Source organism: Paenibacillus sp. UNC451MF, assembly GCF_000686845.1.
Lineage (GTDB): Bacteria > Bacillota > Bacilli > Paenibacillales > NBRC-103111 > Paenibacillus_S.
Map to the genome: position 1 here is coordinate 63,362 of NZ_JMLS01000020.1, position 26,930 is coordinate 90,291.

At 45.4% G+C, this 26,930-nt stretch carries 23 protein-coding genes and 1 pseudogene; 17 read left to right on the forward strand and 7 right to left on the reverse strand.

Going from position 1 to position 26,930, the window contains the following annotated elements; translation table 11 throughout:
• Nucleotides 1-6 precede the first annotated feature (6 nt).
• The 9 genes and pseudogenes from BP97_RS0120060 to BP97_RS36935 all read left to right on the forward strand — a co-directional run bounded on the left by BP97_RS0120060 (nt 7) and on the right by BP97_RS36935 (nt 13,656).
• The gene (locus BP97_RS0120060) at nt 7-1,602 is read left to right on the forward strand and encodes an arylsulfatase (protein WP_028550709.1); all 1,596 of its coding nucleotides are present in this window, start codon (nt 7-9) and stop codon (nt 1,600-1,602) included.
• A gap of 50 nt (nt 1,603-1,652) precedes the next feature.
• Nucleotides 1,653-2,957: an ABC transporter substrate-binding protein gene (locus BP97_RS0120065; protein ID WP_028550710.1), complete on the forward strand. Its 1,305-nt coding sequence runs from the start codon at nt 1,653-1,655 to the stop codon at nt 2,955-2,957.
• 43 nt (nt 2,958-3,000) lie between these two features.
• Nucleotides 3,001-4,329: an ABC transporter substrate-binding protein gene (locus tag BP97_RS0120070; protein WP_028550711.1), complete on the forward strand. Its 1,329-nt coding sequence runs from the start codon at nt 3,001-3,003 to the stop codon at nt 4,327-4,329.
• A 50-nt stretch (nt 4,330-4,379) separates the two neighbouring features.
• On the forward strand, nt 4,380-5,891 hold the full coding sequence (locus BP97_RS0120075) for a sulfatase family protein (RefSeq protein ID WP_028550712.1): 1,512 nt from the start codon (nt 4,380-4,382) through the stop codon (nt 5,889-5,891).
• Between the two features lie 77 nt (nt 5,892-5,968).
• Nucleotides 5,969-7,192, forward strand: a complete 1,224-nt coding sequence (locus BP97_RS0120080; protein WP_028550713.1) for a TolB-like translocation protein — start codon at nt 5,969-5,971, stop codon at nt 7,190-7,192.
• A gap of 102 nt (nt 7,193-7,294) precedes the next feature.
• Nucleotides 7,295-8,689, forward strand: coding sequence for an alpha-L-fucosidase (locus tag BP97_RS0120085; RefSeq protein ID WP_028550714.1), 1,395 nt, complete (start codon nt 7,295-7,297; stop codon nt 8,687-8,689).
• Between the two features lie 142 nt (nt 8,690-8,831).
• Nucleotides 8,832-10,109, forward strand: coding sequence for an ABC transporter substrate-binding protein (locus tag BP97_RS0120090; RefSeq protein WP_028550715.1), 1,278 nt, complete (start codon nt 8,832-8,834; stop codon nt 10,107-10,109).
• Nucleotides 10,110-10,415: 306 nt separating this feature from the next.
• Nucleotides 10,416-11,339: pseudogene (locus BP97_RS36930) on the forward strand (alpha-L-fucosidase); the annotation flags it as partial.
• A gap of 433 nt (nt 11,340-11,772) precedes the next feature.
• On the forward strand, nt 11,773-13,656 hold the full coding sequence (locus BP97_RS36935; RefSeq protein WP_051620804.1) for a heparinase II/III domain-containing protein: 1,884 nt from the start codon (nt 11,773-11,775) through the stop codon (nt 13,654-13,656).
• A gap of 542 nt (nt 13,657-14,198) precedes the next feature.
• Here BP97_RS36935 and BP97_RS0120105 read toward each other — a convergent pair.
• The 4 genes from BP97_RS0120105 to BP97_RS40255 form a co-directional block, all read right to left on the reverse strand.
• Nucleotides 14,199-15,530, reverse strand: a complete 1,332-nt coding sequence (locus BP97_RS0120105; protein WP_028550717.1) for an ATP-binding protein — start codon at nt 15,528-15,530, stop codon at nt 14,199-14,201.
• Between the two features lie 76 nt (nt 15,531-15,606).
• Nucleotides 15,607-15,783 (reverse strand): DUF6807 family protein, encoded by a 177-nt coding sequence (locus tag BP97_RS41740; protein WP_156043261.1) that lies wholly within the window; start codon nt 15,781-15,783, stop codon nt 15,607-15,609.
• Nucleotides 15,711-15,893 carry a hypothetical protein gene (locus BP97_RS40735; RefSeq protein ID WP_028550718.1) on the reverse strand — a complete coding sequence of 61 codons (183 nt, stop codon included), beginning with the start codon at nt 15,891-15,893 and terminating at the stop codon, nt 15,711-15,713. The genes BP97_RS41740 and BP97_RS40735 overlap by 73 nt, the downstream gene beginning before the upstream one ends.
• Nucleotides 15,880-16,020, reverse strand: a complete 141-nt coding sequence (locus BP97_RS40255) for a hypothetical protein (protein ID WP_156043262.1) — start codon at nt 16,018-16,020, stop codon at nt 15,880-15,882. Before BP97_RS40255 ends, BP97_RS40735 begins: the two co-directional genes overlap by 14 nt.
• A 621-nt stretch (nt 16,021-16,641) precedes the next feature.
• Between BP97_RS40255 and BP97_RS38980 the strand changes: the two genes are divergently transcribed.
• Nucleotides 16,642-16,947, forward strand: coding sequence for a site-specific integrase (locus BP97_RS38980; protein ID WP_051620806.1), 306 nt, complete (start codon nt 16,642-16,644; stop codon nt 16,945-16,947).
• Nucleotides 16,948-17,041: 94 nt separating this feature from the next.
• On the opposite strand, the gene BP97_RS0120130 is transcribed toward BP97_RS38980, so the two are convergent.
• Nucleotides 17,042-17,587 (reverse strand): DoxX family protein, encoded by a 546-nt coding sequence (locus BP97_RS0120130; protein ID WP_028550719.1) that lies wholly within the window; start codon nt 17,585-17,587, stop codon nt 17,042-17,044.
• Nucleotides 17,588-18,103: 516 nt separating this feature from the next.
• Between BP97_RS0120130 and BP97_RS0120135 the strand changes: the two genes are divergently transcribed.
• Nucleotides 18,104-19,117, forward strand: a complete 1,014-nt coding sequence (locus tag BP97_RS0120135; protein ID WP_028550720.1) for a zinc-binding alcohol dehydrogenase family protein — start codon at nt 18,104-18,106, stop codon at nt 19,115-19,117.
• A 111-nt stretch (nt 19,118-19,228) separates the two neighbouring features.
• Here BP97_RS0120135 and BP97_RS38985 read toward each other — a convergent pair whose 3' ends face one another.
• A complete protein-coding gene (locus BP97_RS38985; protein ID WP_028550721.1) occupies nt 19,229-20,110 on the reverse strand; it encodes an AraC family transcriptional regulator in 882 nt (293 codons plus the stop codon).
• A gap of 117 nt (nt 20,111-20,227) precedes the next feature.
• Between BP97_RS38985 and BP97_RS0120145 the strand changes: the two genes are divergently transcribed.
• The 5 genes from BP97_RS0120145 to BP97_RS36950 all read left to right on the forward strand — a co-directional run bounded on the left by BP97_RS0120145 (nt 20,228) and on the right by BP97_RS36950 (nt 24,665).
• Entirely contained in the window at nt 20,228-20,893 is a 666-nt protein-coding gene (locus tag BP97_RS0120145; RefSeq protein ID WP_028550722.1) for an RraA family protein, read from the forward strand.
• Between the two features lie 24 nt (nt 20,894-20,917).
• Nucleotides 20,918-21,259, forward strand: coding sequence for a UxaA family hydrolase (locus BP97_RS0120150; protein WP_028550723.1), 342 nt, complete (start codon nt 20,918-20,920; stop codon nt 21,257-21,259).
• Between the two features lie 211 nt (nt 21,260-21,470).
• Nucleotides 21,471-22,688: a UxaA family hydrolase gene (locus BP97_RS0120155; RefSeq protein ID WP_028550724.1), complete on the forward strand. Its 1,218-nt coding sequence runs from the start codon at nt 21,471-21,473 to the stop codon at nt 22,686-22,688.
• Between the two features lie 4 nt (nt 22,689-22,692).
• Nucleotides 22,693-23,463 carry an SDR family NAD(P)-dependent oxidoreductase gene (locus BP97_RS0120160; RefSeq protein ID WP_036746223.1) on the forward strand — a complete coding sequence of 257 codons (771 nt, stop codon included), beginning with the start codon at nt 22,693-22,695 and terminating at the stop codon, nt 23,461-23,463.
• 224 nt (nt 23,464-23,687) lie between these two features.
• Complete coding sequence (locus BP97_RS36950) at nt 23,688-24,665, forward strand: 2-keto-3-deoxygluconate permease (protein WP_036746225.1); 978 nt, start codon at nt 23,688-23,690, stop codon at nt 24,663-24,665.
• Between the two features lie 538 nt (nt 24,666-25,203).
• Here BP97_RS36950 and BP97_RS0120170 read toward each other — a convergent pair.
• Complete coding sequence (locus BP97_RS0120170; RefSeq protein WP_028550726.1) at nt 25,204-25,413, reverse strand: alpha/beta-type small acid-soluble spore protein; 210 nt, start codon at nt 25,411-25,413, stop codon at nt 25,204-25,206.
• A gap of 1,080 nt (nt 25,414-26,493) precedes the next feature.
• Between BP97_RS0120170 and BP97_RS0120175 the strand changes: the two genes are divergently transcribed.
• Nucleotides 26,494-26,928 (forward strand): RNA recognition motif domain-containing protein, encoded by a 435-nt coding sequence (locus BP97_RS0120175; RefSeq protein WP_197035504.1) that lies wholly within the window; start codon nt 26,494-26,496, stop codon nt 26,926-26,928.
• The last annotated feature ends 2 nt before the right edge of the window (nt 26,929-26,930 follow it).

Consider the following 26,930-nt stretch of genomic DNA (forward strand, 5'->3'; position numbering starts at 1 on the left):
TCAAATATGGCCGACAAACCAAATGTACTACTGATTATGAATGACGATATGGGATATTCTGATTTAGGATGTTATGGAGGCGAGATCGATACTCCAAATCTAAACCGTCTGGCAGCTAGCGGTATCCGATTTACTCAATTTTATAATACTGCACGTTGCAGTCCTTCACGGGCTTCTTTACTCACAGGACTACATCCCCATCAGACAGGAATCGGAGTTCTGGTTGACGATGACGGTCCGGAAGGATATCCCGGTAATTTGAACAAAAGCTGTATGACAATAGCTGAAGTGCTGAAGGAGGATGGGTACCGCACCTATATGAGCGGTAAATGGCATATAGCTCATAACATTGATACACCTAATGATACATGGCCGCTTCAGCGCGGATTTGATCGGTTTTACGGTACATTGGCAGGTTCGGGAAACTATTATTATCCCTGGACATTGACAAGGGATAACGACGATATTCGCCATGAAGCTCTTCAGACCGATTATTACTACACTGATGCCATTAGCGAGCAAGCGGTTCAGTTTATTAATCAGCACACGCAAGAGTATCCGGATACTCCGTTTTTCCAGTATGTAGCTTACACAGCTCCCCACTGGCCGCTTCATGCCGGTGAAGAGGATATTGCCAAGTATCTTGGCCGCTTCGATCAAGGCTGGGATCAGTTAAGAGAGGAAAGGCTGCAACGAATGATTGATATGGGGATTATAGATCCCGACTGGAAATTGTCTGAACGCGATCCCGGACTGCCAGAATGGGATCAAATCGAGCATAAAGATTGGCAGCTTCGCCGAATGGAAGTATATGCCGCTCAAATCGACCGTATGGATCGGGGAATCGGTCACATTTTGCAAGCGCTGGAGCAAACGGGACAATTGGATAACACGATCATTTTCTTTCTTGCGGATAACGGAGGATGTGCGGAAGAGATCAAACCGACACCACCGGAAAAAGTGGTAAAGAATCGTGGTTATACCAAAACTGGGGAAGAAGTTGCATATGGTAACCGTCCCGATATCATGCCAGGCTCAGAGCATACGTTCCAGAGTTATGGTTTGTCCTGGGCGAACGTGTCCAATACGCCGTTTCGACTATACAAACATTGGGTGCATGAAGGGGGGATTTCGACTCCATTTATTGTCCACTGGCCCCAAGGGATTAAAGCAACCGGGGAATTCCGGCACACCCCTTGCCAGTTAACCGATGTAATGGCGACCGTGTTGGAGATCACTGGTGCCGTCTATCCATCGAGCTATAGAGGTAACGACATACTCCCGATGGAAGGCCAGAGTATGATGCCTGTGTTTGCTTCCGATTGTTGGGAGAGAGCCCCTCTGTTCTGGGAACACGAAGGTAACGCAGCTGTTCGGGAAGGGAAGTGGAAGCTTGTCAAAAAATATCCGAATGAGTGGGAGTTGTTCAATATGGAGCAGGATCGTACGGAAACCGACGATCTTTCCAAACAGCATACCGATCGGGTCTTAATGATGAGTGAACAATACGAAATTTGGGCTAAGCGCTGCGGCGTCAAGCCCCGGGAGAAAATACTGGAGATTATGGAATTAAGAAAAAAAGGTCAGCAAAAGAATAGATAGCCAATGAATCGTATAAGAAATTGTTTTTTTCCACATTAAGGAGGGAGACAATGATTCGTTTGTTAGAAAATAAGCAAAGAGCATTACCAGTCCTTTTGCTGCTTACGCTCATCGCCGCCGGTTGCCAGTCCGGGAATAGTTTGGAACAAAAAGAAGAGATGGAGAAGAAGGACCCGGTTACACTCAAATTTTATACAGGGGATAAGGCGGACGAAGAGCAGTTCAAATTGAACATTGCCGACAAATTCAAAGCCAAATTCCCTCATATTTCCATAGAGTTCCAAACTGCCGATTTCGCTGCACTTGTAGCATCAGGCAAAGCGCCTGATATTTATTACCAGGGCGCTGCGGCTTTAGAAAGTGTATTGACCAGCATGAATATGCAGTACGATTTGAGTGAATTGATTAAGAAAAATCAATTCGATCTTAGTCGGATAGATCCCATTTATTTGGAAGGGATTAAAAATATATCGGCAAGCTATGGAGGCACGTACTTCGGGCTGCCCGGCACCGTCTATACGCCCGTGCTCATGTACAACAAGGATATTTTCGATAAATTCGGTATCGCTTATCCCAAAGATGGCATGACATGGGAGGAGGCTTATGCGCTTGCCAAGCAGCTAACCCTGTATCATGAGGGAATACAATATCGTGGCTTTGCCGGAGCTTTCCGATATTTGTTCGACAACAATCAATTGGGCGCTGCGTATTTCCATCCGTCTCAAGATAAAGCCGGGGTCAACACGGATGCGTGGCGGTCCATCATCTCAACGTATGCGCAATTTTACCAGATTCCGATGAACCAATCGCTGACATCCTTAGGCAATGCGCAAGAAAGGGATGTATTCGCCAAAGACAATACAGCCGCCATGTTCGCAGGGGTAACCTCTTTGATAGAGTCGTTTCCAAAAGAGTTCACCAATTGGGATATGGTATCCATGCCGACCATGAAAGATGCACCTGATACCAATCTTCAACTGAATCCGCGTTATTACTATATTATGAGCACAAGTAAGTATAAGGAGGAAGCGTTTAAGCTAATCGAATTCGTTTTGTCCAATGAAGTGCAAATGCAGCAGAGCAGAATGGGAAGAGTGACTGTGCTCAAAGATCAGGAAGTGCGCAATGCTTTCGGAGCCGATTCCCCACAGTTGAAGGGCAAGCATAATGGAGCCTTGTATTACTTGAATCAAGTGAAGCTGCCGCCTCCTCGGGATTCTAAGCTGGTGAAAGTCCCGATTGATCCCACTAAAGTGTTTAACGATTTTGCGCTTGGCAGAAAGGATGTCAATACAGCCCTGAGAGATTGGGAGGAAGAAATAAACAGAGCCATTCAATCGGAAAAAGCAAAATAAGGAATGCAACTCAACCTAATTTGAATCTAGGGAGACATGAATATTGAAAACGCTTTCGTCCTATCTCATATCTATAAGTTTATTATTGGCTGTGCTGTCGGGCTGTTCGGATAATAAAGAAAACATAAGCACCAGTGACAACGTGACTACCGTTGCTTCCAAAGATCCTGTCAAATTAATAGTGTACAGTTACAGCACGGGTATGACAGATTCTGAGTTCCAAAAATATTTCATAGATCCTGTGCAAAAAAAATATCCGAACGTTTCGTTTGAGTATATTATCAATGCCGGAGGTGCGAACACCCCGGACGAGCTTCTTGCCGCCGGAAAATACCCTGATATTCTCCTGATTAGCGATATTTATATCGGAATGTTTAAAAATCTTGGAATGATCATGAACTTGAGCGATATGGTTAAAAAAAATGCCATCAGTCTGGATCGTTTCGATGCAAGCACGATCGAGGCTATTAAGCAATATGGCAACAAAGATGAGCTTTACGGTTTACCCCTTTCGATGAATTATGGAATTACGGCTTATAATAAAGATATTTTCGATAAATTCGGTGTTGCGTATCCGCAGGATTTAATGACTTGGAACGAATTGCTTGAGATCGGCAAGAAGCTGACGATTCTGGATCAGGGTACTCAATATATTGGCATGGATCCAGGCAATGTAGACCAAATGAAGGAGCAGTACGCTATTCCATACATGAATGAAAAGCAGGATGCACCCATCCTTAATTCAGCAGATTATCAGAAATTGTTTGGTCTGCTGAAGCAATTTTATGAGGTTCCCGGCTTTATTGGAAATAACAATACTTATACTTATGGCAGAAACGCCTTTGTAAAGAATAAAACCGTCGCCATGTTGCCCGCTTGGGCAGACTCCTTGGTCGGGATGCTGGAAGACGAGGCAAAACGGGGGCAGCCGCTCAATTGGGATTTTGTTACGCAGCCTGTATTCGCCGATCAGCCAGGCAAAGGCCGTCCGACCAATATGGCGGTTCTGACAGCTTTCCCAAAGAGCCCTAACATCGAGATGGTATTCCAGGTCATGAGCACACTGGTATCCGATGAGGCGCAGACGGAAATGAACAAAAACGGTAAATTGACCGTGTTGAACGACAAAAATATTCAGCTGCAATTCGGCGCGAACTTAAAGAGCTTTCAAAATAAAAATATTCCTGCAATAACTAAGTTGAAAAGAAGCAAAAACTTACTTTTGACCGATTATGATGTTGAATTGAAAAAAGTGATTCAGGAGTCTGCCAAAGATATGGCGTTATCCGGCAAAGATGTCAATACGGTGCTGCGCGAAGCACAGGAGAAAGCGGAAAAAAAGGTCAACGAAATAAAATTGGCTAAAAAGTAAGCGGGATAGACTAACTATTCAAAGCTTTTTGAAGAGGGGATGATTCTCAATTGAATAAGCAAACCGAAGCTGCTTCATACAGGAACATTCATAGGCCGAATATTCTGCTCATCAGCACGGACACACAGCGCTGCGATACGCTTCGTTGTATGGGAAATCCGAATGCGGTATCTCCAAATATCGACCGATTGGCCGCAGAAGGAGTCATGTTCACTCAAGCACATACTTCTTCTCCAGTATGTATGCCTGCCAGGTGCAGTCTATTGACCGGATTGCACACGCCGATTCACGGATGTATCGAGAACGGTACAAAGCGATACGCTGATCTTCCCGTATTTCCGGATTACTTGAAGGAACAAGGCTATACCAATTTAATGATAGGGAAGACACATTTCGGACCGATACCTGACTCATTCGATTTTGTATGCTCATCAGTGCCAAATCCACGAAATCATAATGATCCATATATTCAGCACTTGGCTAAGCATGGATACAGCCAACCTGTTGCCGCTCCAAATCCGATTCCGAAAGAGCTATACTTCGAATCGTTCCTAGTTGATACTGCAATGGACGAAATTACAAAGGCAACTTCAGATGGGAATGGTCCTTTCTTTGCGTTTGTCTCCATGAATGCTCCTCATAGTCCTTATGTTCCTCCTAAAGAATGGGCAAACGCATATGACGATATTCCTTTGCCGCAAATCAACTATACCGATGGCGAGCTTGAACATGTTCCCGTTCATCTGAAGAGAATGTTAGGTATCTTGGGAGAAGAGCAGCAAGCAAGTGTACGTTTATCGGAACTGCTCGATGAACAGTCCGAGACGCGCTGCGCCGCAGATGCCGTAAGGAGGCTGTATTACAGTTTTGCAGCATATTGCGACGAGCAAGTGGGGAGATTAATAGACTTCCTTGACTCCTCAGGATTACGGGACAACACGCTTGTTATCTTTACTACCGACCATGGTCATGAATTATTCGATCATGGAGTGAACGATAAACACAATTATTACGACAGCTCCTGGAGAATTCCGTTCATTATGAGCATGCCGGGCACGCTGCCGCAAGGTGAGGTAAGAGACTTTGCCATTTGGAATGATATAACGACTACAATTCTTGCTGCAGCCGGCACCAAATGCGATACGATGCAGGGATTCGATTTGTATACCCCGTTGATTGAAGGACTGCCATCACCTCGACGCTGTGCAGTAGCCACTTTGTATAAATCGGCGGCTGTCGCTACAGCCCGCTGGAAGCTTGAGTATTATTTTGAAGAAAGCGAGGGACGACTATATGATCGATTGAACGATCCCAAGGAACAGAAGGATCTTTTTAAGGACTCAGACTATTCGGAAATCCGGACGGAGCTTGTAGAAGCGCTGTTGAGCTGGCGATCGGATATTGCTGATCTTAACCATTTGATCAAGGGTACAGGCGGAGGCGGACCGGTAGCGAAACGTATCCGACCGCACTCGCTTTCAATGGCTGGGACAGACACGGAGCAACGATTGAATGAAAAGGCACAGCATATTGACCTTCGAGAAGTCCGTAAAGTAATGTAGCTCACTCAAAACACGCTTCGATAAGGCTATGAATGGTTTATTGTATTATCAAATAACAAGCGGAGGGTACAGCAGCGATGGCTAACAGGAATATAAAACATTATGAATTCCGTACTTACCATAAGGGGATGCAGCCTGTTCAAATAGTAACCCCTGATGACGGCTACTACATTCACAATTTTTTCGATGTAAAGCCATGGAGTCCTTCTGGCCGATACTTGGCTGTGCTAAAATTGCCGTTTCAAGATAAGCTGCCAAGGCCAAATGATGAAGCGACTGTCTGTGTAATCGATTTACATAATCAGCAAATGGTGGAACTTTGCACAACAACAGGATGGGGGATTCAAGTCGGTGCTCATCTGTGCTGGGGGGCAAACGATGAAGAACTGTTCTTTAATGATAAAGAGGGCAACCGCGTGTATGCGTATAAAATGAATCCGATCACCGGTGAGAAGGTGCGGCTCTCAGGTTCTGTATACCAGGCTACTAAAGATGGCCGTTATCTATATAGTCCGAATCTATCCGTTATCAACTTTGCCCAGATGGGTTATGGTGCGACGCTGGCTCCTGAACACAGCACACCTCCTCCGATAGGCGCATCTGAAGAAGATGGGCTATGGAGAACGGATGTTGATGCCAATCGCACTATACTGTTGTTCAGCTACAAACAAGCGCTCGAGCTTCTCCCGGATAAGAGGGATGTCGAGGGCGCGAGATTTACATTTTTCCATGTGAAGATCAATGCGCAGCAAACCCGTCTCATGCAGGTTGTTCGCTGCCTGTTCGACAACGGGAGAACTGACTTGCGTTTTATCATTACGATGAACATGGACGGTACGGACGCCAAGCTTGCTCTACCGTACGAGTTGTGGCTAAATGGATCTCATCATCCGGACTGGCATACCAATGGCAAAGAGATTCTAATGAATATTCAATTGAATAGAATGCGCTTCTGTCTTTTTGGGAAAGACGGGCAATCGTTCAGAATTGCTGCTCCTTTCACTACCGGCGGTGGACATCCAAGCTTCTCTAATGATGGACGCTACATTGTGACTGATGCATATACTTCAGAAAAAGAGTTTCTAAATGAGCGGTTCGAAGTGCCTATCCGGTTGATCGATACCCTAGCTGGAACAGAGCAGCGTCTTATTGATATATGGACTCTTGGCGGAACGGATGTACAGGGCAATTTGCGTTGCGATCCCCATCCGGTCTGGAGTGAGGACAACCGGTACATTTGCTTCAACGGTACACCGGAAGGAAGAAGGCAGGTCTTGATAGCCGATATGAGTAAATTATAGGGGATTGTCAAACATTCTCATGCTGGTCATGGGATGTATCATCTAAAATTTGTATTAAAATGGTTGGCTACGATTTCGAGAATATACATTTGGAGGTATACCATGAGCGAGATTAATACGAAAGAAAAACAAGAGAAAGATCAAATTCTTAAGCGGGATATTTATAAACACAGCAGAGCAGACGGGTGGGTGAAGCCTGAGAATCCACTTTTGCTTGAACGACTTGAATGGTTCAAGGATCAGAAACTAGGTCTTATGATGCACTGGGCACCGTACTCTCAAATTGGCGTCAGACCGTCGTGGATCCTCAGTGACAAGGATGGAGATGAATGGTCCCGTCAGGATCTCGATTGGGATATCGACCCACAGGAGCTAAAGCGGCAGTACTTCGATTTAAACAAAACGTTCAATCCGATACGCTTTGAGCCTGAGAAATGGGCTGACCTGGCTGCAGAGAACGGCTTCAAATATTTAACTTTTACAACCAAGCATCATGACGGCTTCTGCATGTGGGATACCCACACGACAGATTATCGCATTACGGGTCCTGATTGCCCTTTCCATAAGCACAAGTACGCTGATGTTTGTAGGCAGTTATTCGATGCATTTCGCTCGAGAGGCTTAGCCATTGCAACTTACTTCTCCAAGGCGGATTGGAACACGCCTTATTACTGGGCCCCGGGAATGGAGCGCGGTACCCATATGTGGAGAGGCCCGTCCTACAATACCAAGGAACATCCTTGGTTATGGGAGAAATTCGTGCAATTCACCCACGAGCAGATTATGGAGCTTATGACTCGTTATGGCCGCATCGATATCCTATGGCTCGACTCTGGCTGGGTGAGAGCAAAAAATGATCAGGACATCAGACTCGGGGAAGTGGTGGAGAAAGCGCGTGAAATCCAACCGTGGCTCCTCACGGCGGATCGTGCTGTAGGTGGTCCCTATGAGAATCTGCTTACGCCGGAGCAGACGATACCTGATCGTGCATTGAGTGTTCCGTGGGAAAGCAATCTTACGATGGGGACATCGTGGTCTTACCGTTTTGATGAAAACTATAAATCCATACGCTTCATCATTCATATGTTTATTGATATTGTAGCGAAAGGCGGTAATTTGGCACTAAATGTTGGACCGCAGCCTGACGGACGGTTGCCTGAACCCGCCATTTCCCGAATCAAGGCCATTGGTGAATGGTTGAAGGTTTATGGTGAGGGAATCTACGGAACGCGTACTTATGAGATATCATCCGAAGGTAACTGCCATTTTACGAAAAAAGGGGATACCGTCTATGCCTTCTACTTATATAAAGAGGAGCATGAGGCTGTGCAGGAAGAAGTGCTTCTTCCAATCAAACATGCTTGCAGCCGTATTGATTTAGTCGGCGGACAAGAAAGTCTGGCATACCGTAACGCTGAGAATGGAATTACCGTGAGGTTGCCTGAGAAAGAACGGTCGATTCAAGCACCGATTGCACATGTATTCCGTATACGTTAAGGGTTTATATTTCTAGATAATCTTTTAATAATGCAGGAACTTTTGTGTCGTGACCAATGAACATGCACAAAAGTTCCTAAGTTTTGTATGGAAACAAACTACATTTTTATACATGAATAAGTAAAAAAATGGAGGTTTTCTCATGAAGAGAATGAGTATGCTGGCTTCCGTTCCACTAGTTACGCTAATGATGTTGTTATCAGGATGCGGAGCAGGAACAGAACAAACGACAGATGGAACGGTGGATTCCAGCCAGAAAAGTGAACCCGTTGTTTTGACACTTTACAATAAGCTGAACTATCCGCAAGAAAGTTTACAGAAATATATGATCGAGTCTATCCGTAAAAAATATCCGGAAATTACTCTGAACATTGTCCAACCGCAGAGCGGAGTAACCGACACTAGTCTGATTACGTCCGGCGCTTTTCCGGATTTAATTTTCCTCAGTAATCCAAATATTCAAGACTTAAAAAAGCTTGAGGCTTTGGAGGATCTAACGGATTATGCGAAAAAAAGCAACATTGACCTTAACAAATTTACTCCGGAAACGCTGGGGGCGATCAAAACATACGGGGGTGAAAAGGGATTATACGCGCTTCCGTTTTCTACGAATTACGGCGTGACTTACTATAACAAAGATATTTTCGATAAATTCGGTATCCCCTATCCGAAGGACGGGATGAGCTGGAGCGATTACGTAGATATTTCCCGCAAATTGACAAGAAATGTGGACGGTATCCAGTATATTGGCGTGGATCCTTACCCCTTGGAAAGGGGGGGGCCGATGTCGCTGGACGTTGTCGATTCCGTAACTCATAAAGCACTCTTCACTGCGGAAGGATGGGGAAAGGCGTTCCGCTTAATGGCGAATTTCTACGACATTCCGGGAAATATTCATGCAAACAACTATCGTGATTTATTCATTAAAGAACAAACACTTGCTACTTATATGACATACGACTATACGCAAAATATGGGTACGCTGAATTGGGATATGGCAACGTTTCCAAGTTTACCGGAAAGTCCAGGCGTCGGGCATGCGGTCGATTCTCACAATTTGGCGCTATCCGTGACGAGCAAGCACAAGGATATAGCCTTTAAAGTGCTCCAATACTTGACTACCAATCAGGAAGTCCAATTGGAGCTGACGAAGAACGGGAAACTCCCCTCCATATTGGATCCGGAAACGCAGAAACATTTTGGTGCAAACGTACCCGCTCTAAAGAATAAAAATATTGACGCCATCTTCAAATCGAAGCCTGCCCCGGTTCCCAAAATCACCGAATTAGACAGACTTGTTAGACCAATGGTAGATATTGCATATAACAAACTAACTGCCGGTGATCGAGATATTAACACAATGCTTCGCGAAGTGAACGATGCAGCGGATAAAGCCATCCAACAGGAAAAAGCCAAATAAAACAAAGAAATGATAAAAACTTCAAGCAAATGAGTCAGTTGGACAGCGAAAGGGAACAGGCTCAGCCTCTATCCGCCGATTCGTCCAAGCGGAAATAAATTCAATTGCGTAATGTTGAACTTAAAAGCAAGTATGAATGCAAGGGAGGGAAAACCATGAAATTGAAGAAGTCCACTGGAATATCCACATCTGAATTTCCCTTCTGCTTTACCATTAGGGGCAACTGGAACATTACCGATCCACCACAAAATCTCTCTGACAGCATTAAGTAAATCGTGAGATAGGTAGAGGAGCTGTTAAGGGATAATGCTTACCGAACTTAAATTACGAATATACCATTGGAGGTTATACGATGATCTAATTGTTAAGCGGGGTGTCCATAGCTACTGAAGAGCAGATGAGTGGGTAAAGCCCGAGAGTCCGCTTCTGCTTGAACGTCTCGAATGGTTCAAGGCTCAGAAGCTGGGTCTCATGATGCACTGGGCTCCTTCCCCTCAGCTTGGTGTCATATTATCCTGGCCTCTTTGCGACGGGGCTGCAGACTGGTCACGTACTAATATCGATCGGGGTGTCGACGCTGAGGAATTCAAGCAGCAGTATTTCGCATTAAATATCGTTCAACCCGGTTCGTTTTCAGCCTGAGCTATGGGCAGACCTGGCTGCGGAAAACGGATTCAAATATTTAACTTTTACGACCAAGCATCATGACGGCTTCTGCATGTGGGATACCCGTACTACGGACTACCGAATTACAGGTCCGGATTGTCCATTCCGTTCACACAAGTATGCTGATGTTTGCAAGCAGCTTTTCGATGCTTTTCGGGCGAAAGGCTTAGGAATCTCAGCCTACTTCTCAAAGGCCGATTGGCACACGCCTTACTACTGGGCACCAGGAATGGAGCGTGGAACCGTGATGTCGCGAAGGGCTTCTTATGATCCAAAGGAATATCCTTCGTTATGGGACAATTCGTGCTGATCACTCACGAGCAGATTATGGAGCTGATGGCGCACTACGGCCGCATTGATATGCTCTGGCTCGACGGAGGCTGGGTCAGGGAAAGCAATGGCGAGAACATCAGACTGGGTGAAGTCATGGAGAAAGCCCGGGAAATCCAGCCTTGGCTCCTAACGGCGGACCGTGCCGTCGGCGGACCGTATGAGAATCTGATTACTCCTGCGCAGACAGTGCCCGAGAGGGCAATGAATGTTCCGTGGGAAAGTTGTATTACTGGCATTCAGAGACCCACACATGAGGTGGGCTGCAAAACGTCAGTTTTTTGTTGTGCACAGTTATTAAACTTCATTAATATGGTCCTCCCTTTTTTGTAATCTTTCATTCATCTTCCTTTTGATAATCATGCCTTCGAGACGTAGGAGTAAAGAAGATTAACAGACTAACGGATTTCTCCATGAAAAATGCCCTAGCCGTTTTTAAACGTTATACTTATGCTGTTCGGAGCAAGGGTTTATTTGGCCACGATGCTGAAAAGCGAACATATGTATTAATATTAACGTAACTAGGGAAAATTTCTTAATAACTTTTTATTAATCCTCCTGACTTATGTATAAATATTGACAATAGTTAATCTGGGATTTATGATCAAATTGAGATTTGCACAAAATATGCGGAAGACGAGTAAAGCTTTGTGAAAGAGGAGCGCGCATGATAAGTCAACAGTTGAAACAACCAAATTGGGTGGAGCAGCTTCGGCCAAAGACCGAATACAAGCCATATCCGGACATATCTGATCGGGGCGCATGGGAGAGCCTTCCCGAACCGTTGAAAATGTCCATCGTGCTTGAAGCCGAAAAATATTTGCAATTTGCTTATCCTCCGCTCACGGCGACGATGTATATGGAATATTGGCAGAACGGGAATCGGACGCGGTACGATTTGCCCTATCATCGCCGCCGAAGGGCACTTACCACGCTGGTACTTGCCGAGTGCATCGAGAATAAGGGGCGCTTTCTATGCGATATCGTCAACGGCATTTGGTGCATCAGTGAAGAGACATCCTGGGTCATATCTGCGCATAATTTTCATTTTTACGAATCTAGCCTGCCTGTGGCCAATAAGCGGCGCCATGACATCGACTTGTTTGCGGCAGAGACCGGGAGTGCTTTGGCCTGGACCTATTACTTGTTAGGCGATGTTTTGACGGAACAGTATAGCGTGTTGATCAAGGAAAGGATCGTTCTAGAATTAAAAGAACGCATCATTGAGCCGTATCTTACTCGAACCGACATGTGGTGGATGGGCTACGACGAGTCGGTCAAGCTGTACAACTGGACGACGTGGATTACCTCAAATGTACTGAGTACTGTATTTTTCGTGGAGGAAGACGACAATAAGCGCACGAAGGCGGTGGAAAAGGCCTGCTTCGGTCTCGACCGTTTCCTGAGCACATATCATGAGGACGGCGGCTGCGATGAGGGACCGAGTTACTGGAATAAAGCGGCTGGATCGCTCTTCGATTGTTTGGAGCAGTTAGGCTATGCCAGTCACGGTACGATTGACGTATATGGAGAGCCGCTCATTCGCAGCATCGCAGAGTATATTTTCAAAGCGCATATTCATGACCGATACGTGTTAAATTTCGCGGACGGGCCGCATAAGGTTACCGTCGAGGGAGATTTGATTTACCGTTTCGGCTTCCGGACGGGCAATGTGAATTTAATGGATTTCGGCCATACAATTGCCAGACGTTGGGGGACGGAAGGCGTGAAGCAGATGCAGTTTTTTTCTTTTCTGCGCGTCGTCCCCGCATTATTTAATTACAATAAGCTGATGGAGCACAACCAAAAGGCCGTTTATCCGTGCAGCTTGTGGCTTGAAGGCATTCAGGTGATGATTTCCAGAGAATCGGCCCGATCGGATAAAGGGCTGTACGTCGCCGTAAAAGGCGGCCATAACGATGAAAGCCACAACCATAACGATGTTGGACAGTTCGTCATCTACAGCGACGGGGAACCGTACGTGATTGATCTTGGCGTAGAAACATACACGAAGGAGACGTTCGGACCGAACCGTTATGATATATGGACGATGCAATCATCTTATCACAATCTGCCCAGTATCGGAGGCATTCAGCAGAAGGCTGGAGAAGCATACAAGGCGACAGGCTGTGAATATGATTCCGACGATGCACAGACAAGTCTGACGTTGGACATTGCTTCCACCTACCCAGATGAAGCGGGGATCGCATCCTGGAGACGCTCGGTAGCGCTTGTTCGAACGGGTCAGCCTTATGTTCGATTGACGGACGATTATCGATTTCAAGATGAGCCGAAGGAAATCGCGCTTCATTTCCTTTCATGCTGCAAGCCGCAGCTGCTTGCCGATAACGTCATTAGGCTGGCAAGCGGGGACGGGAAGGGGCTTCTTTGTCATTATGAAGGGGACCGGTTTGACGTCGCGCTGGAACGAAAGGACATTATCGACGAAAAAATGTTCCTAGCGTGGGGTGACGCGGTATACCGCATCGTCATGAGGCCGAAAGCAGTATCGATGGAAGGGACATTTAATTTTATATTTCGTGCCGAGTAGTTTCACGAAGAAGTGAATTGGTGAAGTTTAGTCTGCATAAAGGAGTTAATGAACCATGGTGTTCGGCAGGCTCCTGAACTTGAACTCATGTCTACTATGTCCTGTAGCCGACCGATAAAGGTATCTGAGTTTCATGCTAATGGTTAATGTTGCTGTTCTCGACAATGCCAACATCATCAAATAATTTTAAGGTCAAAATCCCCTTTGTTACTTCGCTGTTTGGCATGACTAACTTCACACAGTAAACTAGGATTGCAATACGCAAGTGGTTATCGCTTGCTGCGAGACCTGATCTTGCCCGTCCTCAGCTCTGAGATATATCAGGGCTGTTTTATATTGGTTATGGAGTTAACTTGGCATCTTTAGTTTAATTTGTTCCCTGAGATGCGGTATCAGGACGGGAAGTGTATAGGGATCAGGTATACACATTAGATGAAATTTACCATGTAATAAATGAATTCGGATCACCACAAAAATGGAACCGTAAGGGTCAAAATGAGTGGAGTCCGATCAAGTACATCCTCATTTTCTCCTTCAGCGTTTCAGATATTAAAGATATTCAACAATTGCTGACGATCGTTGGAGCCAAGAGCCATGTGAATGAGATGGACCACTATCTTTTTCTGTTCCCGGTTCAAATCGGTGAATATCTTCGGTGCCGCTTGATACATCTCACGGATCACGGATTCGAGCTCTTCTTTTTTGAGACGATCCTCCGGTATATCCAAAAAGGGAGGAAACGCATCGGCTTCAGCAAAATCCTGAATAACGACATCGGAATAAGTCTTCAGATACGGCTTCCTTTTTTGCTTAATCAATGCACTAACCTCATCGATCATGAACAGATACTCTTCACTTCGTTTGTTTGCGCCGAAACCGAATTCCAGCTGTTCGCTGTCCGGCTCCGTATCAAAATCAAAATGGTCAAAAAAAGAGCTTTGAATATAAACGCTGTGATAAAAGGAATCACTTTTATTATTAAAGGTTGTTGGCTGCTTATGCTTCTCTGTTAGCGTTGAATCAATGAAATAGATTTTGGAATGCTCGTGATTGATTCGGTCATTCCACTGAATATATTTCAGATGAAATACCGTTTGGGTCGGCTTATGAACAAATTCACGCCATTCCTTTTCTCTAATAAGGCTGGAATAGTCCAGTGGGCTTCCGTCCACTTTTAAATCGAAGCCCTTGTCTGAATTCAACTCAAGGAACCACCCGAATTCCCTGCATAAATAAGCTATCAGCTCTTCGTAAACGAAATCTTTTATGATGTTGTGGAAGGTTACGGTTGTCCCTGTGCCTTGAACGTCATTCGCCTGAACAGCCCCTGTCGCCTCATAAGAATCCATACGGTCCGAACGAACATGGATCGTGTACGTCATGTAGGAAGCCCCGTCCTCATACGTAGTTCTCCACAAAGCGTCGGAAGCGAAACGATGAAACGTTAAACGGCCGATACCGTTTTTTCCATGCATGGCTGAGGTTACGCGAACTCGTTTGCCGGGATCGACCTGCTTCTCCGATTCATAAAAAGGAGTAAACTTGCGCTCCAGCGCATCACGATCTATACCATATCCATTATCCGCAATCGTGATTTGGTCGATACCGCCCAATGGGTTCCTTTGAAGCTGAACATCTACAACCGTCGCACATGCATCAAATCCGTTCCATATGTATTCGGAAATTGCTTGAAGATAATTAAACTTGCGAAGCGTCTTTTCAATTCCTTTTGAGGTGATCCTGATTCGTTTCAAAAAAATCCCTCCTTTTAGGTGTTGAGCACTTCGAACAGCAAGCTGAACATACTCCTCATACCGCTGCTTGACAAGTCCGCTAGTCATATCGCCTTGATGGATGTAGATACGATGCTTCATACGGAGCGTATCCTTGTCCGGCAGCTGTTTTCCCCGCAATAATGAAAATTGGCAGTTGTGAACGACCCATAATCCCTTAAAAACCATTGAGAAGCAACGTTTCATTGGTTGGATATGAAAATACCGCAATACCGGCTTCGGTTTGATTATATATGGTGCCGCTGTAATCCACCCATTCGGTCACGGTTCCGAAAATCTCCGCTTCCTTTTGTTTTCCGCTGGCGTTAGTTCGACATCTTCGTTTCCTGGCCATTCACTGATTAGGATATACAGCGCATACTCTTGCTGCACTGCATCGGGTCGCTTGCCAGCTGAACCGGAGTGCCTTGTCCGCCACTCTAGGCCAGTCTCATGCACGGCCATCAAATCCATGCTCCTGTCCATTCCTCCAGCTGGCGAATACAGCCTCGTCCAACTCTAGCCGCGATACGGCCGGGAGTGGAATTTCGCGTTCCGGTCTTACCAGTCTAAGCTTAAAATCAATGTTCATCCTCAATCCATCCTTGTAAGTTTATTGGATTATGCTAAAGAACATCTTCTTTTTCTCTTATTTGCTAGTTTAATGTATTTATTTGAAATTTGTAAGCGGTTTAATTTGTCGAATGCTGTATGGGCAAGCGCAAGCTGAAGAGCGGACATATGTAAGTATTAATAGAAAATACACCATTAGACTGAAAAAAGTTTTTTACTAGGAAAATAAAGTAGACTGAGAAAATATAGTATTAGACTGGGAACGGCATTAAGTTAACGGGCAGTTTGCTTCCAATATATGTTAATATTTATGTAGACTAAAAAGGGGTGATATGCTTGGCTTTTAATGTTACTTTTAGGTTTGGTGCCCCTGCAATAATACTTAATTATGAACACTCCGAATTTAGGTGGATGCATTTATCAGAATTAAGTGAGACTCATCGAATAAGGGTCTTAGATGCTTTGGAGTTTATTGGGCAAGTTACAAGTCGTGTATTTTAAATCTTTATTGAAATTATGTTATTTATTGAACTACCTCAACATATACAGCAGCAATGGGCCCCAAAATAACCAATTGCCGCTGACTCCTGAAGGTTAGAAAGCCAGACGGATTAATAAAATGTAAATAATGAGGTGGCTTATGTACAGCCAAGTATCCAAGAGCAGGGTAAATATCATAGACAAACTATCAGAAGAAGAAGTTAAGGAACTTTGTTCCTATACTGACCTGGAGGTCATTCAGTTTTCTGAACCACTGAAAGAAACAGCTCTTCTAGAATATCTCTACAGTACCGGCTGGCGGGCTGGAGAGGTGGGGAAGTTAAACATCGAGTACCTGAACTGCTCCGCAATAGTATATGGCAAGGGCTCAAGACAAAGAGAGATTTACTTTACAACCGAATGTAAAGTTGGGAGAAAAAGGGGAGCTTTCATTGGATTCCTATGACGTTTAGAAACTTTGAAGCTTGTTGATCGGGAATAGGATAGAGTTAAAAAAGGATCCGCAACAGCGGATCCTTTCTGGGTTGTTTTGTTATGGGTTAGGCATGTGCCGGAGTGTGATTTGTACCCGTTCCTGCTGTGCGGTTAGCGTCGTCTTTTTTATGTGTGAACAGCTTGCGCAGGTACGGCATCAGGTAGTAGTCTAAACCGAATCTGCCGGTATTTGCGCCGGCCAAGAACAAGATCCCGCCGATAAGGATGAACCAAGGGTTCGTGTTTACGGTACCCGCGAACATGAACATGAAGTTCATGAGAAGTCCGAAGAAAGCTGCAGCGGTGGTCAAGGCACCAAGAATCAAACCAAGACCAACTAAGAATTCACCGAGCGGAATCAAAAAGTTAATTATTTTAACATTCGGCAGTGCAAAATGTTCTATGAATGCGGTGAAGGTCGGATAAACAAGTTCATTGGTTGCTTTATCGATCACCGGTTTAGTGATCGCGTTATTTAAGAATCCTTCGGCAGTAAATCCGCCGGTTAACTTTTGCCATCCATGAGTGAGCCATTCATATCCAATATACAAACGTATGAAAAGAAGGAAACCGGCTGCATATTTATTTTCTCTAAGCCATTTACCTAGCATGAAAATCATCTCCTAAAATTTAGTGGTGATTTTTTTCACAAAGTGTGCTAAAAAAATAACTTTATCTAATTCAGCCAAGAACGGGACCGTTTTTGTGTGTTCATGTTATATCTTCCTTTCGATTACAATGTTTACTTCCTTTCTACACCTTAAATATACCATGTATTAAAGTTTTGCCATGTGATTAAAATCACAAAGTGTAAATTATTTTTTTCTATTGTGTACAAACGGTTATTCTTAGGCCTCTCAGTGTATGTGCAGATTAAGCCAAGGGCATTTGGCCATTTGTCCTAGCTCAAAAGTATTGCTTGTCTAGCACTTCCGGGCGAGGAAGAGCATAGATGTCCACGCCAATGAATAGTCCCGCTTGAAAAATAAAGTTTCTGCAAATTTTATATATTTACGGTGGATTATTAACGATGAAAAAGCGTATCCTCTTCGGTATAATGGCAGTAAGCCGATTATACATCATTCAATCTTCCATGAGAGAAGGGAAGAACTGAAGGAGGAGATCCTATGAAAGCTATTGTCTGTGAGAAACCAAATGATTTTGTCATGATTAAAAAAAATGAAATCGTCAAACGACCCGGTGAAGCGCTCGTGCGTATACGTCGCGTCGGTATATGCGGAACGGATTATCACGCGTTTCGTGGGGAGCAGGCTTACTTCGAATACCCCCGTATACTCGGACATGAACTTGCCGGCGTAATCGAAGATGTTGGGCAAAATGAATGTGATTTTAAAGTAGGGGATCAGGTCACTCTCGTACCTTATATTCACTGCGGAAGCTGTATCGCTTGCAGATCAGGTAAGACTAACTGCTGTACGGAGATGCAAGTAATGGGAGTGCATATTGACGGAGGGATGCAGGAATATATCTCCGTTCCGCTGTCAGCGCTCATTCGGACAAACGAGCTTACACTGGATCAATCCGTCATCATGGAACCAATTGCGATCGGAGCCCATGCGGTCCGCCGCGCGGAGATCTGCGAGGGAGAGACGGTTGCGGTCATTGGAGCGGGACCTATCGGCCTCGGTGTTATGGCGATTGCCAAAAGCAGAGGCGCCAAAGTCATTGCTATGGATGTCAACGACAGCCGTCTGGCCTTTTGCCGCTCATGGGCGGGTGCAGATGGAACCGTCAATGTCTTGAATCAGCCCTATGAGTCGTTGCTTGAGTTGAACGGTGGGGAACTGCCGACCGCGGTGCTGGATGCGACTGGCAATTTGCGATCGATGATGGACGCATTTCGGTATGTGTCTCATGGGGGCAGACTGGTGTACGTCGGTCTCGTGAAATCGGATATTTCATTCTCCGATCCGGAATTCCACAAGAAAGAGCTGACACTTTTAAGCAGCCGGAATGCAACGATGGAAGACTTTGACGTTGTAAGAAAGGCGATCCATGCAGGGCAAGTGGATGCTTCCCGATTCGTTACTCATCGTGCTTCCTTCGACGACATGATCGGCTCTTTCGACGCATGGCTATCTCCGGAGAGCAAAGTGATTAAGGCCGTAGTTGATCTGTGAAATTGGAACCTAAAAACCATCCTAAAAGGGGCATCGCCGCATGGCGAGGCCCTTTTTAGGACTTGCTCCATGTCACGGAAGCCCCTTCTAAATTCACGAACTAACCATCAATCAATAAAATAAATCCGAATTTTGCTGCCGGTATTTCAGTGGCGTCGTATTTGTCAGCAGCTTGAATTTGCGGATGAAATTGTTTACGTTATTGAACCCAACATGCTCAGATATTTCAAGAACCGAATAATCCGTCTGTTCTAACAGCATGCGGGCTTTTGTAATCCGCAATTTCAGCAAATATTCATAAGGTGTAAGCCCCGTCTGACGCTTGAAGGTTCGGATGAAGGCGTAGGTAGTCAGGTGATTTTTTTTTGCAATGTCATTAACTGACAAATCCTCTTTATAATGAAGATCCATATACGTAATCGTTTCAGCAATCGCTTTGGTCGCTGCGCTAGACAGTTTCAGTGTATCGTAGGCGTATTTCTCCTCGCTAAGAGCAGTTAGCGCACTGCATAGTGCTTCGACCATTTTGAGATCTGCCGTCGGCGCATTGCGGGTGACTTGCTCCAACACCATATCGATTTGGGCTTCGACTGAACCGGGTTTTTGTAGTGCGATCGTATGAAATTTCCCCTCGTTGATGAGTGCTTCGTAATTAATCCCTTCCGATTCCTCGAACCGGACCCACTTGATTTCCCAACTATCGCCGACGCATTCATAAATATGCAGATCATTGCAATCAAGCAAAAAAATATGGCCATCCGTCACCTGGAACTTTTGTCCACGGAACGTCACCATGCCTTTGCCTGCCAACGTCAGGATCAGAATTCGGTAGTTGAGTCCTTGCCTCTGCACCCGGTAACCCGAGAGGCAGTGATAATGGCCGCAAGCTACGATGCGGAAAGGAAGCTGGTAGCTCTGTGGATTCGGCAGATGTAGGAGATGGGCTGAGTTCGGGCTGATAATGTCATTGATTATGTTGTTCATGGTGCTCATTAGACCTACCTCAATTTTTATATATTTTTGGTTGATTATTGACGATGTATTCCCATGGTATCACTCTTATAATAATTATGAAAGCTCCATTACTTTTCACAACGGAGGAACCTGCATATGAGTATACCGAAGAATGACCTGGAATTATTCGAATTGATGAAACGTGAACTGTATACACCTGTTATCGGAGATATTTTGGACGATTTAGGTAAATACCATCAAATTCTTGCTCCTGAAGTTCAGCCTATGAAAATGCATATGGTATTGGCGGGACGCGCCATGCCAGCCGTCATGGTTGATGTTTACGGCAAGCAGGAAAAGCCCTTCGGTCTATTGACCGAAGCGTTGGACCAGCTACAGCCCGGGGATGTGTATATTGCCAGCGGAGGGGACATGCGCTGCGCGTATTGGGGAGAGATATTGACAGCAACGGCCAAAGCCCGCGGAGCGGCGGGTGCGGTCGTGAACGGCTACCATCGTGATACACCAAAGGTTCTAGAGCAGAACTGGCCTGTATTCTCCCGCGGACGATTCGCTCAGGATTCCTCGGTCCGCACCAAGGTTATCAATTATCGCTGCCCCATTGAAATCAGTGGTGTTTGGATAAATCCAGGTGACCTGATCTTTGCTGATCTGGACGGCGTGATCGTGATCCCCTCGGAGCTGGAGGTAGAAGTGATTGAGCGATCCCTTGAGAAGGCAAGGGGCGAAAAGCTGGTACGCAAAGAAATCGAAGCCGGATTATCCAGTACAGCTGCATTTGCCAAATACGGGATTTTGTAATCCGGGAAAGCGAGGAATACAAAGATGTTCGATAAGTTTCATCAAGCCAGCTTTCAAATTCATAAGGGAGACAATGTAAGTGTCGCTTTATCTGATCTGCAGCCGGGAGAGGTGTCCGTTTATGGTCCTGAGGGGACTGCCTTCTCGGCAGTCGGTGAACTGATCAAACAAGGGCATAAGCTGGCACGACGCAATATTAACGAGGGTGAAGCGATCATTAAATATGGAGTTACCATTGGGCTGGCGACTCGTGATATTTTGGTCGGGGAATGGGTACATCTGCATAATTGCAAGAGCTTCTACGACAAACGCTCCTCTACACTCGATGTGGAGTCCGGTGCGCCCACAGATATCCAGTACCGTTAAAGAGTAAAATTCCCGGATACCTGAACACTCAGTCGGCTTAATTCAATAGGCTATACTTGTACTCAAGAAGTCCTTAATATGATCGGAATAGTTGGGGAGATACGATTGTCTTTAGATCCCAGTTTCATGCTGATGAAAGCGTTGAAATAACAGGTGGCAGGCGGCAAATATCCAATTTATTGAATGTTGTCAAACAAAAGAGGTGGTAGCTATGATGGAATGTTCGATTCCTTCCTGGAAGGGATATCTTCGCAAAAACGGTTCCAAAGGGATTAGAAATAAAGTGCTGGTGATGTACACGGTGGAATGCTCTTCCTTTGTCGCTAAAGAAATCGGCAGTCATTTCAAGCATTCCGATATCGATGTGGATGTAGTGGGCTTCGCAGGATGTACAGATAACGAATATGCACTACGAATGATGATTGCACTGATCCGCCATCCGAACGTAGGTGCGGTGTTAACCGTTGGACTTGGTTGTGAATATTTGCAGGCCAAGAACCTGGCCGAGATCGCTCTCCAGGAAGGCAAGCCTTCTTCGTGGATGCTCATTCAAGAGCGCGGTGGCACAATGAAAACGATCGAAGACGGCAAGAACGCGATCGAGCAGCTGCATACGCAGTTGGAGAAGGAGACGTTAGTCGTCGAAATGAATCTGAGCGATCTGGTCATCGGCGCGGAATGCGGTGGTTCGGACTATACATCGGGATTGGCAGGTAATGTGGTCGTAGGGCGCTTGTTCGATCTGCTCGTCACAGCGGGAGGGACGGCTATCTTCGAGGAAATCGTCGAAGCGATCGGGTTGAAGCATATTTTGCTCGCCCGGGCGGCGAATGAAGAAGTAAGAAGAGCGCTTGAAGCGACGTACGACAAGATGCTCGATTACTGCAAAAGAGTAAGGCAGTACTCGGTATCACCGGGTAATTTTGCGGGAGGTCTGACGACCATTGAGGAGAAAAGCATGGGTGCGTTCGTTAAAAGTGGCTCTAAACCGATCGAAGGCGTACTCCGTGTGTCGCAAAATCCACCGCGTCCCGGATTATGGCTATTAGACAGCACGCCGGATCCGTATTTCATGGGCTTCGGCTACACGAATCCAAACGATAATGAGGGACTCATGGACCTCATCTGCAGCGGAGCCCATCTCGTCTTTCTCGTCACTGGTAGAGGCACCGTCGTCGGCAGTGCCGTCGCACCGGTCCTTAAAATAACAGGCAATGAGAAGACGTATCGTAAAATGTCCGATGATCTCGATTTCTGCTCGGGTGCTGCATTAACCGGCGAGAAGACGATGGACACGCTAGCCTCTGAACTGTTGGAACTGGTCGTTCAGACCTGCAGTGGGCGGTTGACCCAAGCAGAGAAGCTTAAACATAAGGAATATTACATCCCGTACAAATATCAAAGCACTGGGACAAACTGTGAGGTATAACGATATGAAAACGATGAATGAAATGTTTGGTCTTGCTGGGGAACGCGTGCTTATTACCGGAGGGGCTACAGGGCTTGGACTGGCAATGAGCCAATGTTTTCAAGCGGCTGGTGCGGAGGTCGTCATGGTCGGTTCGGGTGACGGGGAGGAGCGAACGAGGTTGGCTGAAGCCATGGGCCCAGGTGTCTTTTACCGCTCATTCAACGTAGCAGATACGAAACGGACTGAGCGGTTTATTCAAGAAGTCGAGGAGACGATTGGACCCATTTCGGTTTTGATCAATAATGCGGGCAACCACTGCAAGAAGCCAATAGAGGAAACGACGGACGAAGAATTTCATGCTGTGATAGACGTCCATCTACTTGGGGCATTCTCCCTGTGCCGCGCCTTGATTCCCCGTATGAAGCAGAGAAAAAAAGGAAATATTATCTTTCAAGCATCGATGACCTCCTTCATAGGGCAACCTAACGTCATTGCCTATTCGAGCGCAAAATCGGCCTATCTCGGTATGGTGCGGACACTAGCCTCCGAGACTTCAGCTTATGGAATACGGGTGAACGGTATCGCACCAGGCTGGATTGAGTCCCCGATGCTACGCAAAGCGTTGGACGGCGACGAGATAAGAACACAAAAAATACTCGGGCGAACTCCTATGAAAACGTTCGGTGAGCCTCATGATATCGGCTGGGCCGCTGTCTATCTTGCCTCTCACGCAGCCTCTTTCGTTAACGGTGCAGTGCTACCTGTCGACGGGGGAGCCTTAATCGGTTTCTAGAGCGCAGGATTCATGCCTAGAAAAAACATTAGGTCAAGGTGAAGCCGTTTGGATAAGATTCGGCTTTCGCCTTGGTTCTCGGAATCCACTGTAAAATAGGGTAGGCTTTATACAAATCTGAGAGCCTTTATTAAGAATTGATCATCCGATAAATTTGAAAACGCTTAACTAGGCAATTCTCACATCCGCATCATAGGCTTTCATTACGGAAAGGGTGTACGATAATGAAATTAAAACAGCAAGTCGAAAAAATACCCGGGGGTATGATGCTGGTTCCGCTCCTGTTAGGCGCGATTCTTCACACGCTGCTTCCTGATATGCCTACATTTTTTGGATCGTTTACTGAGGGCTTGTTCAAGGGGGCGCTGCCATTCATCGCTCTGAACATTTTTTGTCTAGGAACGTCGATCGATTTCAGGGTGACACCGAAAATAATTAAAAAAGGCGGCGCGCTCATCATCTCCAAGGTCGGGATTGCGGCTATTGTCGGTATTATCGCAGGTAAATTCATCGGAGACGGCATGGTCATGGGAGGGTTATCAGTGCTTGCGATAATCGTTGCTATGAACGATACGAACGGCGGTTTGTACATGTCCTTGATGAATCAATTCGGCAAAAAAGAAGAGATCGGAGCCACGACGATCATGGCTTTGGAAACGGGGCCATTCATCACAATGGTCACGCTCGGCATCGCCGGCATCTCGGTCTTTCCATGGCCTTACCTGGTCGGCTCGATCCTCCCCCTGTTGCTTGGGATGATTCTCGGCAACGTTGATCCGGATATCCGCAGCTTGTTCAGTAAAGGCAATGCAATGCTCATTCCGTTCATCGGGTTTGCTCTTGGCAGTGGAATTGACCTTAGCAAAGTGTATCAGGCTGGCATCACCGGCATCGTGCTCGGCCTATTCGTAGTCATAGTGACGGGTACCGTATGTATGCTGGCGGACAAGCTCACTGGCGGCAACGGAGTCGCGGGGATCGCAGCAGCAACAACGGCAGGTAATGCGGCTGCAGTCCCTGCGGTCATAGCTTCAGCGAACCCTAAATACGCAGATGTTGCTCCATCTGCAACCGTTATTATCGCCTCCTGTGTCATCGTCACAGCGATTCTGGTCCCGATTCTAACTGCATGGTGGGCCAAACGAGTAAATCAACGCAAGACAGGCGACGAAGAGCAGGCTCAGCCGGTAACGATGGCCTAAGCAGGGCATACTGTCGCATTCCAACTATTACACTCATCCTAACTTGTTGGAAGAAGAATAAGGCTACTTTATTGAAGAATTCACAGCAGAGTTTCTTAGGCTACATGTCTGTTAACCATTGCAGGAATACCGAGGGCTAGCTATTACAAATGGCGAACTCCAAAGAAACAGCGCATCCGAAGACCGAAGCAGTAATGATAGCTGCCTCGGTCTTCGTGCATAATAACGATTATAGATTGACGGCTCGCATACTCATATCGTCGATAGATGAGTTTATTACTTTTTTCTATATGGAACATTAGATGAAGTTTCTAAAACAGGAACTGCAATGATTCAATGGATAGATTTTGTTTCAGGAGATAAAATTAGTGATTCAATATTGTCGCATAAATCTTTTGGTGGGCGCATTAGGAGGAAGCTGAAAAGTGAATTAATAATACTTTGTATTTTAGTGGCAAAAAAATGTTCCTAAGAGAAAAACAGACCCTATTACCACTTGAGGAGGACTAGAAAGTGGTATCTGGGTCTGTTTTGTTTATTATCGTTTATAACCTGAAAGCTGCTGTTGAGCAATTTGGACTAATCGACGAGTAATGTTTCCACCAATTGCACCTGCATCACGGGTTGCAAGGTTTCCGTTATAACCGGTTGGAGATAGTTGAATACCTAATTCTTGGGCTACTTCATACTTCAGTTGATTCAATGCTGCCTGAGCTTGTTGCACTACTAAAGAATTGTTGTTTGCCATTGGTAATCACTCCTTTTTCATTGGTGTATTGTATTATGTGGAGGAAGTAATTAGATATACGTAACACTACATGGTAAATAAATCCTGGCTAACTAACCGCGCACACCAAATAAGGGAGTAATGGAAATATCGATCACTTCTAAGCATCTTTATAGAACATATCCTCATTTGTTACTGAGTCATGTGCCCATTTTATGGGCATTTGTACCAACGCAAGCTATCGGCGCTTGGCAATAGGGGGACAATCATGAGATTGGACTTTATTCTTTCAACAAAGTTGAGAAATAAAAAAGATGGATCCTGAATTCAGGAACCATCTATGAAAATCAAAAACAAAGCAACACTTCAACCTCCGAACTAAACCTTGTTTTTACTAGCGTTTTGAGTTTGTCTATTACCTTAATATTACTTAGGGAAGCTACTTATGCTGTTCTATTAACATTGGACAGCGGCCCGTTTCACCCACATAAATATCGATGAAGTCAACAAATTATCTTGCGTATTTGTCCAAGTGCTTAAGAAACAAAGCAATTCTCCTTTCGTCCTTAAGAGCTCGCAGAAATTCTTTCTCCGAAGTTGTTTTATCTTTTAGGCTTCTATGATTAAATTGCCTGAGCAAAAGGTAAGTCGTTTGAGGAAAACGTAGCCAGACCTTCAAAAGATCAAAATCTTCATTATTGAGTTTGTTAACCGATTGATATCCATCGAGGAAGGAACGGGCGATCACAAAATTCCAGCTATGATCCTTACAAGAGTTATACAGGACCCTGTATAAATCGTAAGCGCGTAAGTCGAATCGGAGGGTTTCAAAATCGAAGATCTTTTATCTATTTAGCACACTTGTTCTATATGCGAAGCAGATTAATTTTGAACCAAAAGTTATGGACGAGATTTCGACGAGGTGCAGAATTAGCCAGGATGGATCGCTTATGCAGCTTTTATCTCGTCTCCGAGAAGGGTTTCAAGCTCGCTTACGGGAAGATGAAACTGAATTACATCATAATTTGTGTTATTTATTACTGATTGTTTACGCTGTCTACGGTATATTGGAATTACAACATTATTTTAGGAGGCAATGCAATGAATCGCAGAACGATTTTAACGGTTTGCGGCACTTTTCTAATTGGCGTATTGGCAGGCGTGCTTTTGATGATCAATGTCGACGCGAATGGGGCTATTAAGCAAGCGCTGAACATAGGCACAAACAATGCGATAGGGGGATCGGTGAGTGAGTCGGATTACTGGATCGCTACACTTGAAGTTAGTGGAATATCCCCTGCCGTCAGTGTGGACGATCTAGCAGCTTGGGTTAAACCATACGTACCTATTATATCCTCTCGAATCGCTGTTGACCGAGTGACAGGACAATCGAAAGGTTACGGCTACGTGGAAGTACCTCGCGATAAAATGAAAACCGTAATCAGTGCGCTGAACGGTGCCGAATGGGGTGGTCGAATCGTTACAGTCAAAGAGGCTTCCCAACGTACGGATCTTCCTCAACTACCGGTAAGATAATT

What these genes read in the sequence shown, in the direction of transcription:
- BP97_RS0120170 (WP_028550726.1), bottom strand. Translation starts at nt 25,413, where the DNA reads ATGGCAAACAACAATTCTTTAGTAGTGCAACAAGCTCAGGCAGCATTG.
- BP97_RS0120155 (WP_028550724.1), top strand. Translation starts at nt 21,471, where the DNA reads ATGATGGAATGTTCGATTCCTTCCTGGAAGGGATATCTTCGCAAAAAC.
- BP97_RS0120130 (WP_028550719.1), bottom strand. Translation starts at nt 17,587, where the DNA reads ATGCTAGGTAAATGGCTTAGAGAAAATAAATATGCAGCCGGTTTCCTT.
- BP97_RS36950 (WP_036746225.1), top strand. Translation starts at nt 23,688, where the DNA reads ATGAAATTAAAACAGCAAGTCGAAAAAATACCCGGGGGTATGATGCTG.
- BP97_RS0120090 (WP_028550715.1), top strand. Translation starts at nt 8,832, where the DNA reads ATGAAGAGAATGAGTATGCTGGCTTCCGTTCCACTAGTTACGCTAATG.
- BP97_RS41740 (WP_156043261.1), bottom strand. Translation starts at nt 15,783, where the DNA reads ATGGCCAGGAAACGAAGATGTCGAACTAACGCCAGCGGAAAACAAAAG.
- BP97_RS40735 (WP_028550718.1), bottom strand. Translation starts at nt 15,893, where the DNA reads ATGGCCGTGCATGAGACTGGCCTAGAGTGGCGGACAAGGCACTCCGGT.
- BP97_RS0120175 (WP_197035504.1), top strand. Translation starts at nt 26,494, where the DNA reads ATGAATCGCAGAACGATTTTAACGGTTTGCGGCACTTTTCTAATTGGC.
- BP97_RS0120060 (WP_028550709.1), top strand. Translation starts at nt 7, where the DNA reads ATGGCCGACAAACCAAATGTACTACTGATTATGAATGACGATATGGGA.
- BP97_RS0120135 (WP_028550720.1), top strand. Translation starts at nt 18,104, where the DNA reads ATGAAAGCTATTGTCTGTGAGAAACCAAATGATTTTGTCATGATTAAA.
- BP97_RS0120160 (WP_036746223.1), top strand. Translation starts at nt 22,693, where the DNA reads ATGAAAACGATGAATGAAATGTTTGGTCTTGCTGGGGAACGCGTGCTT.
- BP97_RS0120145 (WP_028550722.1), top strand. Translation starts at nt 20,228, where the DNA reads ATGAGTATACCGAAGAATGACCTGGAATTATTCGAATTGATGAAACGT.
- BP97_RS0120105 (WP_028550717.1), bottom strand. Translation starts at nt 15,530, where the DNA reads ATGAAGCATCGTATCTACATCCATCAAGGCGATATGACTAGCGGACTT.
- BP97_RS38985 (WP_028550721.1), bottom strand. Translation starts at nt 20,110, where the DNA reads ATGAGCACCATGAACAACATAATCAATGACATTATCAGCCCGAACTCA.
- BP97_RS0120085 (WP_028550714.1), top strand. Translation starts at nt 7,295, where the DNA reads ATGAGCGAGATTAATACGAAAGAAAAACAAGAGAAAGATCAAATTCTT.
- BP97_RS0120150 (WP_028550723.1), top strand. Translation starts at nt 20,918, where the DNA reads ATGTTCGATAAGTTTCATCAAGCCAGCTTTCAAATTCATAAGGGAGAC.
- BP97_RS38980 (WP_051620806.1), top strand. Translation starts at nt 16,642, where the DNA reads ATGTACAGCCAAGTATCCAAGAGCAGGGTAAATATCATAGACAAACTA.
- BP97_RS40255 (WP_156043262.1), bottom strand. Translation starts at nt 16,020, where the DNA reads ATGAACATTGATTTTAAGCTTAGACTGGTAAGACCGGAACGCGAAATT.
- BP97_RS36935 (WP_051620804.1), top strand. Translation starts at nt 11,773, where the DNA reads ATGATAAGTCAACAGTTGAAACAACCAAATTGGGTGGAGCAGCTTCGG.
- BP97_RS0120080 (WP_028550713.1), top strand. Translation starts at nt 5,969, where the DNA reads ATGGCTAACAGGAATATAAAACATTATGAATTCCGTACTTACCATAAG.
- BP97_RS0120065 (WP_028550710.1), top strand. Translation starts at nt 1,653, where the DNA reads ATGATTCGTTTGTTAGAAAATAAGCAAAGAGCATTACCAGTCCTTTTG.